Origin of the sequence: Blattabacterium sp. DPU (assembly GCF_011290385.1) — a bacterium.
GTDB lineage: Bacteria > Bacteroidota > Bacteroidia > Flavobacteriales > Blattabacteriaceae > Blattabacterium.
Genome location: NZ_CP049785.1, coordinates 122,803 through 140,003 on the forward strand (window position 1 = coordinate 122,803; position 17,201 = coordinate 140,003).

A 17,201-nucleotide genomic window follows, 5' to 3' on the forward strand; every position below is an offset into this window, starting at 1 on the left:
TATTTTGTTATCTTGGAATAAGTTTTTGGTCAATAAAAAAGAGTTATGATTCTATTAATTATATTCCATATAACACATTTGGCGTTGTTTTAGGTACTTCTAAATATTTGCATGGAGGAGGAATTAACGCTTATTTTAAGTATAGAATAGATGCAGCTTATTTTCTTTTTTGTCATAAAAAAATACGTTATATCATTGTCAGTGGAGATAATAGAGAAAAAAACTATAATGAACCAAAAATGATGAAAAAAGAATTAATTAAAAAAGGGATTCCTTCTCATTTGATATATGAAGATTTTTATGGAATTAGCACTTTATATTCTATTATTAGAGTTCATAAAATTTTTCACCAAAATAAATTTACAATTATATCTCAAAAATTTCATAATGAGAGAGCTATTTTTATTGGGAATTGTTTGGGGTTAGATGTCATTGGATTTAATGCTAAAAGCCTTTCTTTTGATAGTAAAATACAATTGAGAGAAATTTTTGCAAGAATTAAAGCCTTGTGGGATATTGTTCTATCTTTTCAGGATAAATGAGAAAAATATTTTTTTAAAATTTTATCATTATCAGATTTTTGAGTATTGATTTCCAATAAACAAGGATGATTTGATTTTTTCCAAAAACATGATAAGCTTTTTTTTAAAGTATTTTGATCGGATACTTTTTCATATTTCCAATGATACATTTCGCATATTTTTTTTGCAGAAAAAAAATGTTTTGTTTCGAAAAAATTGAATATTTTTTTGGAAAACTTTTTTTCTGAAATAAATCTAAAAATATTTCCTCCTCCATTATTAATAAGTATAATACGAAAACTTTCAGGAATATAATTATTCCATAAAGCGTTACTGTCGTAAAAAAAACTAATATCTCCAACGATTAATGTTACAGTTTTTTTTTTAGTTGTAGCAATAGCAGAACCTACTGCAGTTGAAACACATCCATCTATTCCTGAAGTTCCACGATTGCAATAAGATTTGATAGAATATTTTTTTTCATAAAAAAGTTGATAGTATCGTACAATCATACTATTTCCTAATTGTAAAATAGTATAATTAGGTATCGCTTTGAATACATAAAATAATACTTTTAAATCGGAAAAACTTTTTTCTGTTTTTAAAAAAAACTTATGTTTTTTTACTTTTTCTTTTCTTAATTTCTCCCATTTTTTTCTGTAATTTGAAATAGATATGTTATTAGAATTATCAAAAATAAAAATCTTAAAAAATAATTCAGGATTTATAGGCCAATAAGTTGTTAACTTATAATAAGTATCTGGATAATTTTCGTAATGTTTTCCTATATGCCAATGGTATTTTGGGGGATATTTTCTTAAAAAAAATTTTATTCTTTTGGATATAATATTAATTCCAATAGTTAATAAAATATTAGGTTTCAAACTTATCCATTTTTTAGAATTCATATTGAAAATAAGTTGATCTATATTTGAAAAAAAAAATTTTCCATATACATGAGATGTCGTTTCTGTAAAAATAACAATGGAAGGATCTAAGCTTAATTTTCTTAAAATTTTTTCCATATTTTTTTCTGGATAATATAATCCTAATAGGATCATTTTTTTTTCATGTATTCTCCATATGTGTTGCTCTTTTTTATAATTATATGTTTCAATATAATTTTGAACAGGTATAGTTTTTATAATTTTAGGTTTTACTTGTAAATGATTTGTTGTATTATAAAGAGGTTCTGAAAATGGAATATTAATATGTATAGGTTTTCTTTTGGATATACATTTGTTTATCGATTCATTAATCAAACGATCATTATACCATATTCCTAATTCAGATTCATCTTCCGTTAGTTGAATAGATGTTTCTACATGTTTTTGAAAAATATTTTCCTGATGAATAGATTGTCCTTCAAATATATTTATACTTTCTTTTGGTCTATCTGCAGTAACCAAAATAAGGGGTATATTTTGATAGAAAGCTTCCGTTATTGCAGGATAATAATTCACTACAGAAGACCCAGAAGTACAACTCATGACCACAGGTTTTCTTATTTGTTGAGCGATTCCTAATGCAAAAAAACCTGCACATCGTTCATCTACAATACTGTAAGTTTTAAAGTCTTTATGTTGAGTAAAATGTATAATAATCGGAGCATTTCTAGATCCTGGAGATATGATTATATTGAATATAGATTTTGCTTTTAATATTTCTCCTAAACTTTGTACAATTTTTTTACTAGAATACATTACAATTTAAATTAATCCTCCATTTACATTTAATACAGTACCGGTAATATAATTTGATAAATCTGAAGCAAGAAACAAAGTAGAATTGGCTATATCTTGAGGACTTCCTGGTCTTTTTAATGGAATGTTTTTAATCCAATCTTCTTTAATTTTATATTTAAGATGAGAATTCATTTTTGTTACAATAAACCCTGGAGCTATAGCATTACAACGAATATTTTTTTTTCCTAATTCTCTAGCTATTGATTTTGTAAATCCGATAATTCCTGCTTTAGATGTCGCATAATTAGATTGTCCAATATTTCCCGTTAATCCTACAACAGAACTCATATTAATAATGCTTCCTTTTTTTTGTTTCATCATAGGATGAATAGCATGCTTAGTTAAATTAAATATAGAATATAGATTAGTTTTAATAACATCATCCCAATCATTTTTTGATATTTTAAGCAAAAAATTATCTTTTATGATTCCTGCATTGTTCACTAATATATCTATTCTACCGTATTTTTCAATTACTTTTAGCACCAAATTTCCTGATGAATAAAAATCAGAAAGATCTATTTTATATGCTTCTACTAAATTTTTTAATTCAAATTCTAATTTTTTTGCTTCTTTTTTTGAAGAAAAAAATGTGAAAACAACATTAGCTCCATGTTGTACAAAAGTTTTTACTATAGATCGTCCTATATCTCCTGAACCTCCTGTAACTATAGCTAGTTTCCCATTTAATAATTTCATATAGTTATTTTTTTATTTTATTAATTAATTGAAAAATAATATTCAATTGTTCTTCTATACTTAAATACGTATTATCTATTTCTATAGAGTCTCTAGATTTTTTGAGCGGAGAAATATTTCGTGAAATATCCATCATATCTCTATGAACTATATTTTTTCTTACTTCTTCATAAGAAACTTTTTCTCCTCTTTTTTTTAGATCTTTATATCTTCTGTAAGAACGAATTTCTACAGATCCTTTTATAAATATTTTTAATTCGGATTTAGGAAATACATAATTTCCTACATCTCTTCCTTCTATCACGATTCCTTTATTTTTTCCAATATTTCTTTGTATAGATGTTAACTTTTCTCGAATTTCAGGAATTTGAGCAATAAAACTTACTTTAGTCGCTACTTTTTCTGATCTAATTTTATCTTGAATATTTTCTTTATTTAAAAAAATATCTGTTTTATTATATTTTTTGTTCCATTGAAATTTTAAATTCATATCTTTTAAAAGAGGAATAAAATTTTTTATATCCCACAAATCACTATCAAAAATTTTTTTTCGAATAGCAAATAAAGTTACACTTCTATACAATGCCCCACTATCTATATACTTATATTTTAGTTTTTCAGAAATAGCTTTTCCCAAAGTACTTTTTCCTGATGAAGAATATCCATCTATAGCTATAATAATTTTTTTATTCATATTGATGAATTCATATTTTTATATATTTGTATGATAGTAATTTATAATAAAGTTTTACAGCTAGAAAATCTGTAGAAGATTCCTTTTTATTAGGTAAAAGTTCTACAATATCAAATCCTATTACATTTTTATTTTTAAAAACTTTTTTCAAAAATTTTAAGGTAGTATACCAGAATAAACCTCCTGGCTCTGGAGTACCTGTTGAAGGAGCTATACTGGGATCAAAAACATCTATATCTATACTGATAAATACATTTTCAGATAATTTATGAATAGCATTTTGCATCCATAAATCATTTTTATAAATTTTATGCATATAAAATATATTTCCTTTTTGAATATATTTTTTCTCTACTATATCCATGCTACGAATTCCTATTTGTATTAAAGGATATTTTTGTGAAGCTTCGTACATAGAACAAGCATGATTATAAGGACTTCCTTTATATATAGGACGTAAATCTGTATGTGCATCCATATGAAGAATACTTAAATTTGTATATTTTTCCCCTATTGCTCTAATACTGCCAATTGATATTGAATGATCTCCTCCTATAAGTGTTATGAATTTTTCTTTAGAAAGATATTTTTTTGTAATATGATATACTTTTTCAATCATTTTTTTTATAGATATTGAAGGATTTATGACATCAGGAACAATAAATATTCCTTTTCTATACACTTCTGAATTAGTTTCAATATCATATAATTCTATGTGTTTTGCTGCAGATAAAAAAGCTTTAGGAGCTTTTTTCGACCCTTTTTTCCATGTTTGAGTATAATCATATGGAACTGGAATAAGTACCGTTTTAGATTTATCAAGTGTTGCATACTTTTTAGGGATTCCCGCAAAAGTTTTTTTTTTATAATTCAATTTCAATAACCTAATATTTTTAAAATTTCTTCTGGACTTTGTGATTTACGGAAAATTTTATATACAAAATTTTTTTTTTCATCATCATTTATCAATATATGAATGGGTTGGGGAATTAAACAATGATGTACTCCACCATATCCACTAATTGTATCTTGATAAGCTCCAGTATTAAAGAAGCCAATATAAAGCGGAATTTTTTGATGAAAACAAGGTAGATATATTGCATTCATATGTTGCTCCGAATTATAATAATCATCACTATCACATGTTAACCCTCCTAAAAAAACTCTTTCATAAGAATCGTTCCACCGATTTATCGCCATCATAATAAATCTACGACTGATTGCCCAAGTATCAGGAAGTGTAGTCATGAAAGAACTATCTATCATATTCCATTTTTCCCTATCATTTTGACGTTTTTGATTCAGTATTTGATATAAAATTCCCCCACTTTCTCCTACTGTATAAGCTCCAAACTCTGTGTAAATATGAGGTTCTGATATTTTTTCTTTTTGACAAAATTTTTTTATTTGATAAACTATCTCATTAGTCATATATTCATAATCATAGTTAAAAGACATGGATGTTTTAATAGGAAAACCTCCTCCTATATTTAAAATTTCTAATTCTGGTGCAATTTTTTTTAATTTAGCATAAATGTGTAAGCACTTGAAAAGTTCATTCCAATAATAAGCAGTATCTTTGATTCCTGTGTTTATAAAAAAATGCAACATTTTTAATTCTACTTTCGGATTATTTTTTATTTTGTTTATATAAAAAACAATAATATCTTTATATCCAATTCCTAATCTAGAAGTATAAAATTCAAATTTAGGTTCTTCTTCAGAAGCTATGCGTATTCCTAATTTAAAAGGAGAATTGATAACTAAATTTAATTTTTCTAATTCATCTGAATTATCTAATATTGGTATTGTATTATAGAATCCATTATTAATAAGCTCTGATATATTTTCAATATAATTTTTAGTTTTAAATCCATTACATATAACTTCTATATTTTTAGTAGTTTTTCCTTTCCTATAAAGATTTTTAACAATTTCTATGTCATATGCATATGAAGTTTCAATACTAATATTATTTTTCAAAGCTTCTTCTAATACAAAAGAAAAATGAGAACTTTTTGTACAATAGCAATAAGTATATTTATTATTGTATTGGTTAGAATGAATAGCCTTTTCAAACCATTTTTTTGCTTTTTGTATATTTTGAGATATTTTTGGTAAATATGTAAACTTTAATGGAGTTCCATACCTGTTTATAAGATCCATTAATGGAATTCCGTGAAATTCTAAAAAATTATTTTTTATGGAAAATTCCTCAGTGGGAAAATCAAAAGTTTGATCTATAAGATCAGCGTAACGAACTTTCATTGAAAAATAAAATTAATTTGTATTTTCTCTATTATAGATTAAAAATTTTTTTAAAAAAATGTCTATTTCTCCATTCATTACCGATTGAATTTTCGTAGTTTCATATCCAGTTCTTAAATCCTTCACCAATTTGTAAGGATGCATTATATAATTTCGAATTTGAGATCCCCATTCTATTTTCTTTTTTTTGGATTTTATTTTTTCTTTTTTCTCATTTCTTTTAATCATTTCTATTTCAAATAACCTGGATTTCAATATTTGTAAAGCTTTTTGCCTATTTTGTGTTTGAGAACGAGATTCTGTATTTTCTATAGTAATTCCTGTAGGATTATGACGTAATCTTACTCCTGTTTCGACTTTATTTACATTTTGACCTCCTGCTCCACTAGAACGAAAAGTTTCCCATTGTATATCTGATATTTTAATATCTATATTAATAGAATCATTTATCATAGGATAAACATATACAGAAGAAAAAGAAGTATGACGTTTTGAATTACTATCAAATGGAGAAATTCGAATTAGTCTATGTACTCCATTTTCTCCTTTTAAATATCCAAAAGCATAAAGTCCATCAATTTCTAAAGTAACAGATTTAATCCCAGTAATGTCTCCAGATACATGATGTATTTTTTTTACTCCAAAATTTTTTTTTTCTGCCCACATAAAATACATTCTCGTTAACATGGAAGTCCAATCACAACTTTCAGTTCCTCCAGCTCCAGAAGATATTTGTAATATAGCATTGAAAGAATCTTCTTTCTCTGAAAAAATATTTTTTAATTCTATATTTGAAAGTAATTCTTTGGTTTTATTCAATTGAATTCCAAATTCTTTTTCTACATTTTCTTCTTTTGAAAAAGAAAATATTATTTTTAGTTCTTCAAAAGCATTTTTTAATTTCGTAAAATCTTTTATACATGCTTTCATATCATGTATTTCTTTTACATAATTTTTATGTTTTCTATAATTTTTCCAAAAATTGGGATTTGATGTTTTTTTTTGTTTTTTACTTATATGCTCCTTTATTTGATCTATTTTGAGAATATCATAAATTTTATGAATTCTTTCTGAAATGGATTGGATTTCATCTTTTTTTATCATAGTGCGAAAATAAATATTTTGAAATAATTAATTTTAATAACTATGTTAATCACAAATTTTTTATCTTATAAGAATATAAATTTCATTTTTATATGAATTATAATAAGTTTACAATCAAATCACAAGAAGCAATACAAGAGGCACAACATATTGCATTAAAAAATAGGCAACAATCTATTGAAAATGCACATATTTTAAAATCGATATTAAAAATTGAAAAAAATATAATTCCTTTTATGTTAAAAAAATTAAAAGTGAATTCTCTATCAATAATAATTGGATTAGACCGTATTATTTCCTCTTATCCAAAAATGCTTAGTGGGTCTTTTATACAACATCTTAGTTCCCATGTAACAAAAATGTTGAATATTGCAGAAAACTATGCTAATACATTACAAGATGAATTTATTTCTGTAGAACATATTTTTTATGGAATTTTTATAAGTTTCGATTCTACTTCGCAATTATTGATAGATCAGGGGATTACAGAAAAAAATATAAAAGAAATTATTGAAGATATAAGAAAAAAAAGCGGAAAAGTAATTTCTTCTACAGTAGAAAATATATACAATTCTTTAGAAAAATATGCGAAAAATCTGAATGAATGGGCCTATAAAGGTAAGTTGGATCCTGTTATTGGACGTGATGAAGAAATCCGTAGAGTTTTGCAAATTTTATCTAGAAGAACAAAAAACAATCCCATTTTAATTGGAGAAGCAGGAGTTGGTAAAACAGCTATTGCTGAAGGGTTAGCACATCGTATTATTAGTGGAGATATTCCAGATAATTTAAAAAATAAACAAGTTTTTTCTTTAGATATGGCTGCATTAATTGCAGGAGCTAAATATAAAGGAGAATTTGAAGAACGTCTTAAAGCTGTAGTAAAAGAAGTAACATCTTCAGATGGAGAAATTATATTGTTTATTGATGAAATTCATACTTTGGTTGGGGCAGGAGGAGGAGAAGGAGCTATGGATGCCGCAAATATTTTAAAACCAGCATTAGCTAGAGGAGAACTTAGAGCTATAGGAGCTACTACTTTAAATGAATATCAAAAATATTTCAAAATAGATAAAGCTTTAGAAAGAAGATTTCAACAGGTATACGTAGATGAACCTTCTATTGCAGATGCAATATCCATATTACGTGGAATTAAAGATAAATATGAAAGTCATCATAAAGTAAAAATAAAAGATGAATCTATAATAGCTGCTGTAGAATTATCTAAACGTTATATTAATGAACGTTTTTTGCCAGATAAAGCAATTGATCTTATAGATGAAGCGGCTTCTAAATTAAGAATGGAAATAAATTCAAAACCTGAAGAATTAGATGTTTTGCATAGAAAAATTATGCATATGGAAATACAAATAGAAGCTTTAAAAAAAGAAAATGATGAAAAACAATTAATCCCTTTAAAAAAGGAGTTGCATAAATTGAATGAAAAAAAAATGCAATTACAAACTCAGTGGCAAAATGAAAAAGATTTAGTGGAAGGAATACAAAAAACTAAAGATAAAATAGAGAGTTATAAATTTGAAGCAGAACAAGCAGAAAGATCGGGTGATTATGGAAGAGTAGCTGAATTAAGATATGGAAAAATTAAAGAAGAAGAAAATAAGGTAAAAACATTTGAAAATGAATTAAAAAAACAAGAAGATAAGGGTAAAAAAATGATACAAGAAGAAGTTTATAGAGAAGATATAGCTCAAGTAGTCTCTAAATGGACTGGGATTCCGGTAACTAAAATGTTGCAGAGTGAAAAAGAAAAATTATTATTTTTAGAAAAAGAATTACATAAAAGAGTTGTAGGACAAAATGATGCTATTCAATCTATAGCAGATGCGATACGACGTTCCAGAGCAGGATTACAGGACGAAAAAAGACCTATAGGATCTTTTCTTTTTATGGGAAGTACAGGAGTCGGAAAAACAGAATTAGCTAAAACTTTAGCAGAATATTTGTTTGATGATGAGAATAATATGGTTCGTATAGATATGAGCGAATATCAAGAACGTCATTCTGTAAGTAAATTTATAGGGGCTCCCCCCGGATATATAGGTTATGATGAAAGTGGTCAATTAACAGAATCCATACGTAGACGTCCTTATAGTGTTATTTTACTAGACGAAATAGAAAAAGCTCATTCAGATGTTTTTAACATACTTTTGCAAATTTTAGATGATGGAAGATTAACTGATAATAAAGGAAGAACAGTTAATTTCACAAATACTATTATTATTATGACTTCCAATATAGGATCAGATATTGTTCAGGAAAATTTATATCAGGAAATTTCTTATAATAGAATAGAGACTACAAAAAAAGCTTTAATAGATTTATTAAAAAATATTGTAAGACCTGAATTTGTTAACCGTATAGACGAAATCATTTTATTTAAACCTCTTTCTAGAAAAGAAATAAAAGATATAGTTAAATTACAAATGAAAAAATTAGGAGAATTGCTATACAATAAAAAAAATATTTATATAGAATCGACTAATGAAGCTATAGAATATCTATCAGAAAAAGGATACGATCCACATTTTGGAGCAAGACCTTTAAAAAGAGTAATTCAACATGATATTCTAAATAATCTATCTAAAGAAATCATAAAAGACAAAATACAAAAAAATCATAAAATTTTAATAGATTTTTTCAAAGAACAAGGAATTGTATTTAGACAATCAGAAAGAATTTAAAATGTCAATATAATAATAGTGAATCATAAATCCGGTTTTGTTAATATAATAGGATCTCCTAATGTAGGAAAATCTACTCTTATGAATTCTCTTGTGGGAGAAAAACTTTCTATCATAACAAAAAAGCCACAAACAACTCGTCATAGAATATTGGGAATCATTAATAGATCTAATTTTCAAATTATATTTTCGGATACTCCAGGTATGATTGATCCTGTTTATCCCATGCAAAAAATTATGATGCAATATATAGAAAAATCATTAGAAGATGCAGATATTATTTTGCTCACAACAGAAATAGGAAAAATAGAAGATATTTCAATATTTAATTATATTAAAAAAAAAAATAAGAATGTTCCTATCATTATTTTAATTAACAAAATAGATAAAATAGGTTCCCTATACATAGAAAACACATTATATGATGCAGTGAATTATTGGCATAAATTATTCCCTTTTTCAGAAATATTACCAATATCTGCATTAAAAAAAATGAATCAAGATCTATTAATGAATAAAATTATATCTTTATTATCTGAACATCCACCTTATTATCCCAAAACTTATTTAAGTGATAAATCTGAACGTTTCTTCGTAAATGAAATAATCAGAGAAAAAATATTTTTTCTATATAAAAAAGAAATTCCTTATTCCGTAGAAGTACATACAAAACTTTTTAAAATCCAAAATGCTTTTATATATATATTGTCATACATATATGTAGAAAAAGATTCTCAAAAAGGAATATTAATAGGAAAAAAAGGAAATGCTATTAATAAATTGAAATTTATTTCTATAAAAAGCATAGAATTTTTTTTAAAAAAAAAGATAAAATTAAAATTTTATGTAAAAGTTTGTAAAAATTGGCGATATGATTATAAAATATTAAAATATTTTGGATATTAAATTTATTCAATTTTTATAATAAAAAATTCTTTTTTTCCAAATCGAAACAAAATATATTTTTTTCCTATTATATTTTCTTTTTTTATCAAAATATTTTCTTTTACAAGAATTTTGTTTAAATAAATTGAATTTGCTTTTAAAGCACGATTTGCTTCACTTTTGGAATAAAAAAACCCACTTTTTTTTAAAAGATCCAATAAAAAAATTCCTTTTTCAAATTCCTCACAAGATATTAACATGTGTGGAATATGATTATATATAGAAATATAAGTTTTATCATCCAACAATTGAAAGGATTCACTTTTTTTTTCAAATAATATATTCGTGATTTCTATCATTTTTTTGGAAATTCCATTTCCATGAACCCATTCAGTAATTTTATTAGCTAATTTTTTTTGTAATAATCTTTTATTTGGATATTTTCTATGTTCGCAAATTAAATTTTCGATTTTTTCTTTAGAAAAAAAAGTATATATTCTTATATATTTTTCTACTTCAAAATCAGAAATATTTATCCAAAATTGATAAAATTTATATGGAGATGTTTTTTTTCCATCTAGCCATATATTTTCTCCTTTCTCGCTTTTACCAAATTTAATTCCATTAGGTTTAATAATTAAAGGAAAGGTAATTCCATACGCTTTTTTTCCTGTTTTTTTTCGTATTAATTCTATACCTGACATAATATTTCCCCATTGATCAGATCCTCCAACTTGCAATTGACAATTTTTTGCTTGATTTAAATATAAGAAATCATATCCTTGTATAAGAGAATAAGAAAATTCAGTGAAGGATATTCCGTTTTTATTATTAATTCTTTTTTTTACAGAATCTCTAGAGATCATATGATTTACAGTAAAATATTTTCCTATTTCACGGATAAAATCTATAAAAGAAATATTTTGAATCCAATCTAAATTATTTAATAATTCTATTTTTTCTGAATAAAACTTCAAAAGTTTTAATATTTGATTTTTTATAGATTCCGTATTTTTTTGCAAAATTTCTTTACTTAATAAGATTCTTTGATCTTCTTTTTCTGAGGGATCTCCTATAAAACCTGTAGCTCCTCCAATCAATGCTAAAGATTTGTGTCCCTTTCTTTGAAAATGAATTAATATAATAATAGGCAAAAGATTTCCTATATGTAAAGAATCAGATGTAGGATCAAAACCTATGTACATAGTAGTAGGTTTTTTTAATTGATTTTCTATACCGGTAACTTTATTTTTAATTAAATATCTCCATGAGAGTTCATCAATAATATCTTGCATAAGAAAAAAATAATAGAAACTATTCAATTATGATAAAAAAAATCGCAGCATATAATTTACTTACTTTTTTTTTTAGTTTAATTCACATTATTTTCACTTCTTTTTTTTCTAAAAATAATTTTTTTTTTGTATTAAAAATATATGTTTTTTTGTTTCCTGTAAATAATTTTTTTTTTTTTGTTTGTTTATTTATGAAAAATAAATATAAATACACTATATATACATATATTTATATGTTATGTAGTGTACTACAATTACTTTACAGTATTTTTATTTTTTTTTATTTAATCACTGATTGTTTTCCTTCTTTTTTATTATCGAAAGCTTTGATTCATTTTATTTTTTCATATTTTGTAATTCTTTTTTTCAGAGTTTCATTTTTAATTAAATAATTTTCGTTATTTTTGATTATTTTTTAAAAATTTTTCTTTTATAATCAATTCTACAGATTTATTCTCTATTTTTGAATCTATCCAAGAAATAATATCTAAATATAGAAAAGTTCTTTTTTCATAAGGATGATTATAATATTTGATTAATTTATCTTTTAATTTCTTAAATTGATTTTTAATTTGATGTGGATACACATTTCCTAAATTTTGAAAAAAATGAATAATTTTTTTTTGTACAATATACCAATCATCCATTTGAATAAAGAATTTATATGTAGATTTAATTTTTTGATCCATATTTTCATCTAGACCACTTTCGTAGCAGGCAATTAAATATAGAAGTCTTGCAAAACATTGTAAATCTTGTCGTATATTTTTTTTTTTACTTTCCATAATTTTTGATAAATACAAAATAGTATTTTCATTATCTCCACTTCCAAAATATAAACAAGCAATTTTATAATAAAGAATCATAATGTAATGAGAATCTAAACGATTATAAATTTGATTAAATTTTACAAATAATGATGGAATTACTTTTTTAACCCCTTCCGAAAAACTTCCTTCCATATAATGTTTATTAATACGATTTGTATATGTATACATAAAAATTAATATTTTGGTATTTCCATTGATCAGTATTTCCCCATTTTTCACTTCTTCTTCAAATTTTTTAAATACATGAATAAATTTTGAATAATGATTCAAATAAAATAAAGTATCTAACAAGTAATGATATCCTTTTAAATAGCTTACAGGAGCTATTTTTTTAGATTTTGTATAATTTTGAAATAATTCTATCCATTTATAAGAAGACCTATAACACATTATGAAATCTTGTCGTATATAATGATACCATACTTGAGCTTGATATAAAAATAACTTTTCGTAAAAACTAAGTTTATTAATGTCAAATTTTGGAAAATTTGTACGAAAATATGTTTCTATAAATATTTTATCTTTCTTGTTTCTTACATATCCTACCTTTAGATATAAACCATATAGTTCCAAAGAAAGGCTAGATAATGCATTATTGCATTGAATTTTTTCAATTAATTCTTTTGATTCTGTGGATAATTCTCCAGATCTAGAATAAATACTTCTGGTTATATGTTGAGATTCTATCATTTTTTCGAATTCTACTAGTTCTAAAAGAATGGTATTAGATTCATAATATTTAGCAATAATTTTTGCTTTTCCTAATAATTTTAAACTTTGTATATATAATCCTTTATTATATAAAATTTTTGCAAAATCTAAATATTCACGTATTTGTATATCATGATTTTCTACAGTATGTTGTAGTTGTTTAAGACTAATCAAAATTTGTTTATACAAATGAGCTTTAATATTAGATAATTGTTTTTTTTTTATAGGAACATTTTTAAGTATTTTTTGTTCGTTATAATAATTTATTTTATTTATGATTTCGAATAGTTTCATGAACTTGGCATATTTATTTTTTTTTATGCGATTAGCATAAAGTCTAAAATTTCTTTTTTCTGATTTTGATAAAGTTTTAATTAATAAAAAAAGATGTTCTGATTTATAGTTAGACATTGTAATATTGTGGTGACATTTAATTTGATTCATAGAAAAATATAAAAATCTTTTAATGATTAGATATTGTAAATATTATAATAATTTATTTCTATTTTCTATTGGTAAAAAATAGTTTTGATGAAAACAATCCAATGATATGGAAAAAAAAAGAATACAAATTTTTGACACCACTTTGCGAGATGGAGAACAGGTTCCAGGATGTAAATTGAATGTAAAAGAAAAAGTAAGAATAGCTAAGAAATTGGACTATTTAGGAGTAGATGTGATAGAAGCTGGATTTCCCACTTCTAGTCCAGGAGATTATCAATCTGTTCAAGAGATTTGTAAATCAATTTCGCATACGGTAGTTTGTGCATTATCTAGAGCCGTAGAAAAGGATATAGAAATAGCAGGTTTAGCATTAAAATATGCTAAAAGACCCAGAATACACACTGGAATAGGGACTTCAAATTGTCATATTCGTTATAAATTTAACAGTACTCCAGAAAAAATTATAGAAAGAGCGATACATGCAGTTAAATATGCAAAAAAATTCGTAGAAGATGTAGAATTTTATGCTGAAGATGCAGGACGGACAGAAAATAAATTTTTAGCAAAAATATGTGAAAATGTGATTAAATATGGAGCTACGGTTATTAATATCCCTGATACAACAGGATATTGTTTACCGAAAGAATATGGAGATAAAATCCGTTTTTTAAAGGAAAATGTAAAAGGAATTCACAAAATTATATTGTCTACTCACTGTCATAATGATTTAGGATTAGCTACAGCTAATTCTTTAGCTGGTATCATGAATGGAGCGGAACAAGTAGAATGTACTATAAACGGGATTGGAGAAAGAGCAGGAAATACTTCTTTAGAAGAAATTGTTATGATTATTAAGCAAAATTCCCATTTAAATTTATTTACTAATATTAATACAAAATTAATTTTTTCAACAAGTAATTTAGTATCGGAATGTACTGGAATGAAAGTACATGCGAATAAAGCTATAGTAGGAATTAACGCTTTTTCTCATTCTTCTGGAATTCATCAAGATGGAATTATCAAAAAAAGGGAAACTTATGAAAGTATTAATCCAAAAGATGTTGGAATTGATCAATCTTCAATAATTCTTACAGCTAGGAGTGGAAGAGCGGCTTTAGCTTATCGTTATAAAAAATTAGGTTATTTATTAAATAAAAATTCTTTAGATTTAGTTTATTCTATTTTTTTAAAATATGCGGATGAAAAAAAAGAAATTACTGATATAGAACTAAAGACAATATTAAAAAAAGCAAATTTGAATAATATAAAAAATAATCAAATATTGCATACAGCTAATACAAATAATAGGATAAGAATAAATGTTGTATAAAAATGTCAAAATCATTATTTGATAAAATTTGGGGGGGGCATATTATTAAAAAATTGGAAAACGAAATTTATGTTCTTTACATAGATAGACATTATATACATGAAGTAACAAGTCCCCAAGCTTTTATTGAGTTAAAAAAAAGAAATTTACCTGTTTTTAGACCAAATCAAATTATAGCAACAGCAGATCATAACGTTCCGACGATTAATCAACACTTATCTATTTCAGATTCTTTATCGAGAAAACAAATAAACTTATTAACAGATAATTGTAATAAGTTTGGAATTACATTATATGAATTAGGAAATAAAAATAATGGAATAGTTCATGTGATTGGACCGGAATTAGGCTATACATTACCTGGAATGACAATAGTTTGTGGTGACAGTCATACTTCTACTCATGGAGCTTTTGGATGTATAGCTTTTGGAATTGGAACCAGTCAAGTTACTATGGTTATGGCTAGTCAATGTTTATTGTTATCTAAACCTAAACAAATGAAAATACAGTTAAATGGAAATTTAAGAAAAGGAGTGACGCCAAAGGATGTAATTTTATATATTATATCAAAATTAGGAGTGGATGCTGGTGTAGGATATTTTGTAGAATATATGGGTTCTACCATTAAAAAAATGAGTATGGAAGGAAGAATGACCGTTTGCAATATGAGCATTGAAATGGGAGCAAAAGGGGGATTAATAGCTCCAGATCAAATCACTTTTGATTATGTAAAAAAATGTAAGAGATTTCAAGAATTGAAAAGAAAAGAAAAAGAATTCATGGAATATTGGAAATCTTTAAGATCAGATGACAATACAACATTTGATAAGGAATATGAATTCAATGCTGAATATATTGAACCTATGATAACGTATGGAACAAATCCTGGAATGGCAATAAAAATATCTGAAAAAATTCCAAAATTGAATATAGATCATAAGTCTTTGAAATACATGGGATTTTCACCAGGTGAATCTTTGATAGGAAAAATAATTAATTACATTTTTATTGGAAGTTGCACAAATTCTAGGATAGAAGATTTAAGATTGGTAGCTACCCTAATAAAAGGGAAAAAAAAAGCTAGTCATGTACACGCAATGATTGTACCTGGATCAAATTTGGTTGTAAAACAAGCTAAAAAAGAAGGATTAGATAAAATTTTTAAAGAATCTGGATTTGATTTTCGTCAACCAGGATGTTCTGCTTGTTTAGGAATGAATGAAGATAAAATTCCTTCAGGAGAATATTGTATTTCTACATCTAATAGAAATTTTGAAGGAAGACAAGGCCCCGGATCTCGCACCTTACTTGCGAGTCCTTTGACTGCAGCTATTATAGCTATTGAAGGTAAAATTGTAGATATTAATAAATATATTCATGAAAAAATTTACGATTTTAATTAGTCAAGCAATTCCATTAGCTATAGAGGATATAGATACGGATCAAATCATTCCTGCTCGTTTTTTAAAAGCGATTAAACGTGAGGAATGTGGAAAAAATCTTTTTATAGATTGGCGTTATCACAAAAATGGAACCTTAAATAAAGATTTTATTTTAAATGATTCTAATTTTTATGGAAAAATTCTTTTATCAGGAAGGAATTTTGGTTGTGGATCTAGTCGAGAACATGCCGTATGGGCTATTTTAGATTATGGATTTAGAGTGATAATATCTAGTTTTTTTGCTGATATTTTTAAAGAAAATGCATTCAACAATGGATTATTAACTGTAGAAGTATCCGAATATTTTTTAAAAAAATTATTTCAAACAGTTGAAAAAAATCCCAAAATTAAAATAAAAGTTGATTTAATTCATCAAAAGATTACAATTTTAAAAACAGGAGAATTTGATCCATTTCATATCCACCCATATAAAAAAAATTGTTTTATCCATGGATATGATGATATAGATTTTTTAATTTCCATTAAGGATGATGTGTATAATTTTGAAAAAAATAAAAGATTTTTTTAATT

General features: G+C 25.0%; 14 protein-coding genes. 6 read left to right on the top strand and 8 right to left on the bottom strand.

The annotated features are described in order from the left end of the window. The first annotated feature begins 107 nt into the window (after positions 1-107). On the top strand, positions 108-542 hold the full coding sequence (locus G9C01_RS00585) for a SanA/YdcF family protein (protein ID WP_242673948.1): 435 nt from the start codon (positions 108-110) through the stop codon (positions 540-542). On the opposite strand, the gene menD is transcribed toward G9C01_RS00585, so the two are convergent. From menD to prfB, 6 genes are read right to left on the bottom strand one after another with little or no spacing between them, the layout of a single operon-like run. Continuing rightward, entirely contained in the window at positions 530-2,224 is a 1,695-nt protein-coding gene (gene menD, locus G9C01_RS00590) for a 2-succinyl-5-enolpyruvyl-6-hydroxy-3-cyclohexene-1-carboxylic-acid synthase (protein WP_166265075.1), read from the bottom strand. The two genes, G9C01_RS00585 and menD, sit on opposite strands and share 13 nt — an antisense overlap. A gap of 6 nt (positions 2,225-2,230) precedes the next feature. Continuing rightward, the gene (gene fabG / locus G9C01_RS00595; RefSeq protein ID WP_166265078.1) at positions 2,231-2,965 is read right to left on the bottom strand and encodes a 3-oxoacyl-[acyl-carrier-protein] reductase; all 735 of its coding nucleotides are present in this window, start codon (positions 2,963-2,965) and stop codon (positions 2,231-2,233) included. Positions 2,966-2,969: 4 nt separating this feature from the next. Beyond that, positions 2,970-3,659, bottom strand: a complete 690-nt coding sequence (gene cmk / locus G9C01_RS00600) for a (d)CMP kinase (RefSeq protein WP_166265081.1) — start codon at positions 3,657-3,659, stop codon at positions 2,970-2,972. Between the two features lie 10 nt (positions 3,660-3,669). Further along, entirely contained in the window at positions 3,670-4,539 is an 870-nt protein-coding gene (gene speB, locus G9C01_RS00605) for an agmatinase (protein WP_166265084.1), read from the bottom strand. Continuing rightward, complete coding sequence (locus G9C01_RS00610) at positions 4,536-5,927, bottom strand: arginine decarboxylase (protein WP_166265087.1); 1,392 nt, start codon at positions 5,925-5,927, stop codon at positions 4,536-4,538. The genes speB and G9C01_RS00610 overlap by 4 nt, the downstream gene beginning before the upstream one ends. Before the next feature lie 12 nt (positions 5,928-5,939). After that, on the bottom strand, positions 5,940-7,031 hold the full coding sequence (gene prfB, locus G9C01_RS00615; protein WP_166265090.1) for a peptide chain release factor 2: 1,092 nt from the start codon (positions 7,029-7,031) through the stop codon (positions 5,940-5,942). Between the two features lie 92 nt (positions 7,032-7,123). On the opposite strand from prfB, the gene clpB reads away from it, so the two are divergent. After that, a complete protein-coding gene (gene clpB, locus G9C01_RS00620; protein ID WP_166265093.1) occupies positions 7,124-9,733 on the top strand; it encodes an ATP-dependent chaperone ClpB in 2,610 nt (869 codons plus the stop codon). An 18-nt stretch (positions 9,734-9,751) separates the two neighbouring features. Further along, positions 9,752-10,639, top strand: a complete 888-nt coding sequence (era, locus tag G9C01_RS00625) for a GTPase Era (protein WP_166265096.1) — start codon at positions 9,752-9,754, stop codon at positions 10,637-10,639. Positions 10,640-10,641: 2 nt separating this feature from the next. Here the strand turns inward: era and tyrS are convergent, their stop codons facing one another. Both tyrS and G9C01_RS00635 read right to left on the bottom strand, forming a co-directional pair. Next, positions 10,642-11,913 carry a tyrosine--tRNA ligase gene (gene tyrS / locus G9C01_RS00630; RefSeq protein WP_166265099.1) on the bottom strand — a complete coding sequence of 424 codons (1,272 nt, stop codon included), beginning with the start codon at positions 11,911-11,913 and terminating at the stop codon, positions 10,642-10,644. 398 nt (positions 11,914-12,311) lie between these two features. Continuing rightward, positions 12,312-13,865 carry a hypothetical protein gene (locus tag G9C01_RS00635; protein WP_166266344.1) on the bottom strand — a complete coding sequence of 518 codons (1,554 nt, stop codon included), beginning with the start codon at positions 13,863-13,865 and terminating at the stop codon, positions 12,312-12,314. 139 nt (positions 13,866-14,004) lie between these two features. On the opposite strand from G9C01_RS00635, the gene G9C01_RS00640 reads away from it, so the two are divergent. The 3 genes from G9C01_RS00640 to leuD are packed head-to-tail and all read left to right on the top strand — an operon-like array spanning position 14,005 to position 17,199. Continuing rightward, positions 14,005-15,228, top strand: a complete 1,224-nt coding sequence (locus G9C01_RS00640) for a 2-isopropylmalate synthase (protein ID WP_166265102.1) — start codon at positions 14,005-14,007, stop codon at positions 15,226-15,228. Between the two features lie 2 nt (positions 15,229-15,230). Next, positions 15,231-16,631, top strand: a complete 1,401-nt coding sequence (leuC, locus tag G9C01_RS00645; RefSeq protein WP_166265105.1) for a 3-isopropylmalate dehydratase large subunit — start codon at positions 15,231-15,233, stop codon at positions 16,629-16,631. After that, positions 16,606-17,199: a 3-isopropylmalate dehydratase small subunit gene (gene leuD / locus G9C01_RS00650; RefSeq protein ID WP_207573363.1), complete on the top strand. Its 594-nt coding sequence runs from the start codon at positions 16,606-16,608 to the stop codon at positions 17,197-17,199. Before leuC ends, leuD begins: the two co-directional genes overlap by 26 nt. The last annotated feature ends 2 nt before the right edge of the window (positions 17,200-17,201 follow it).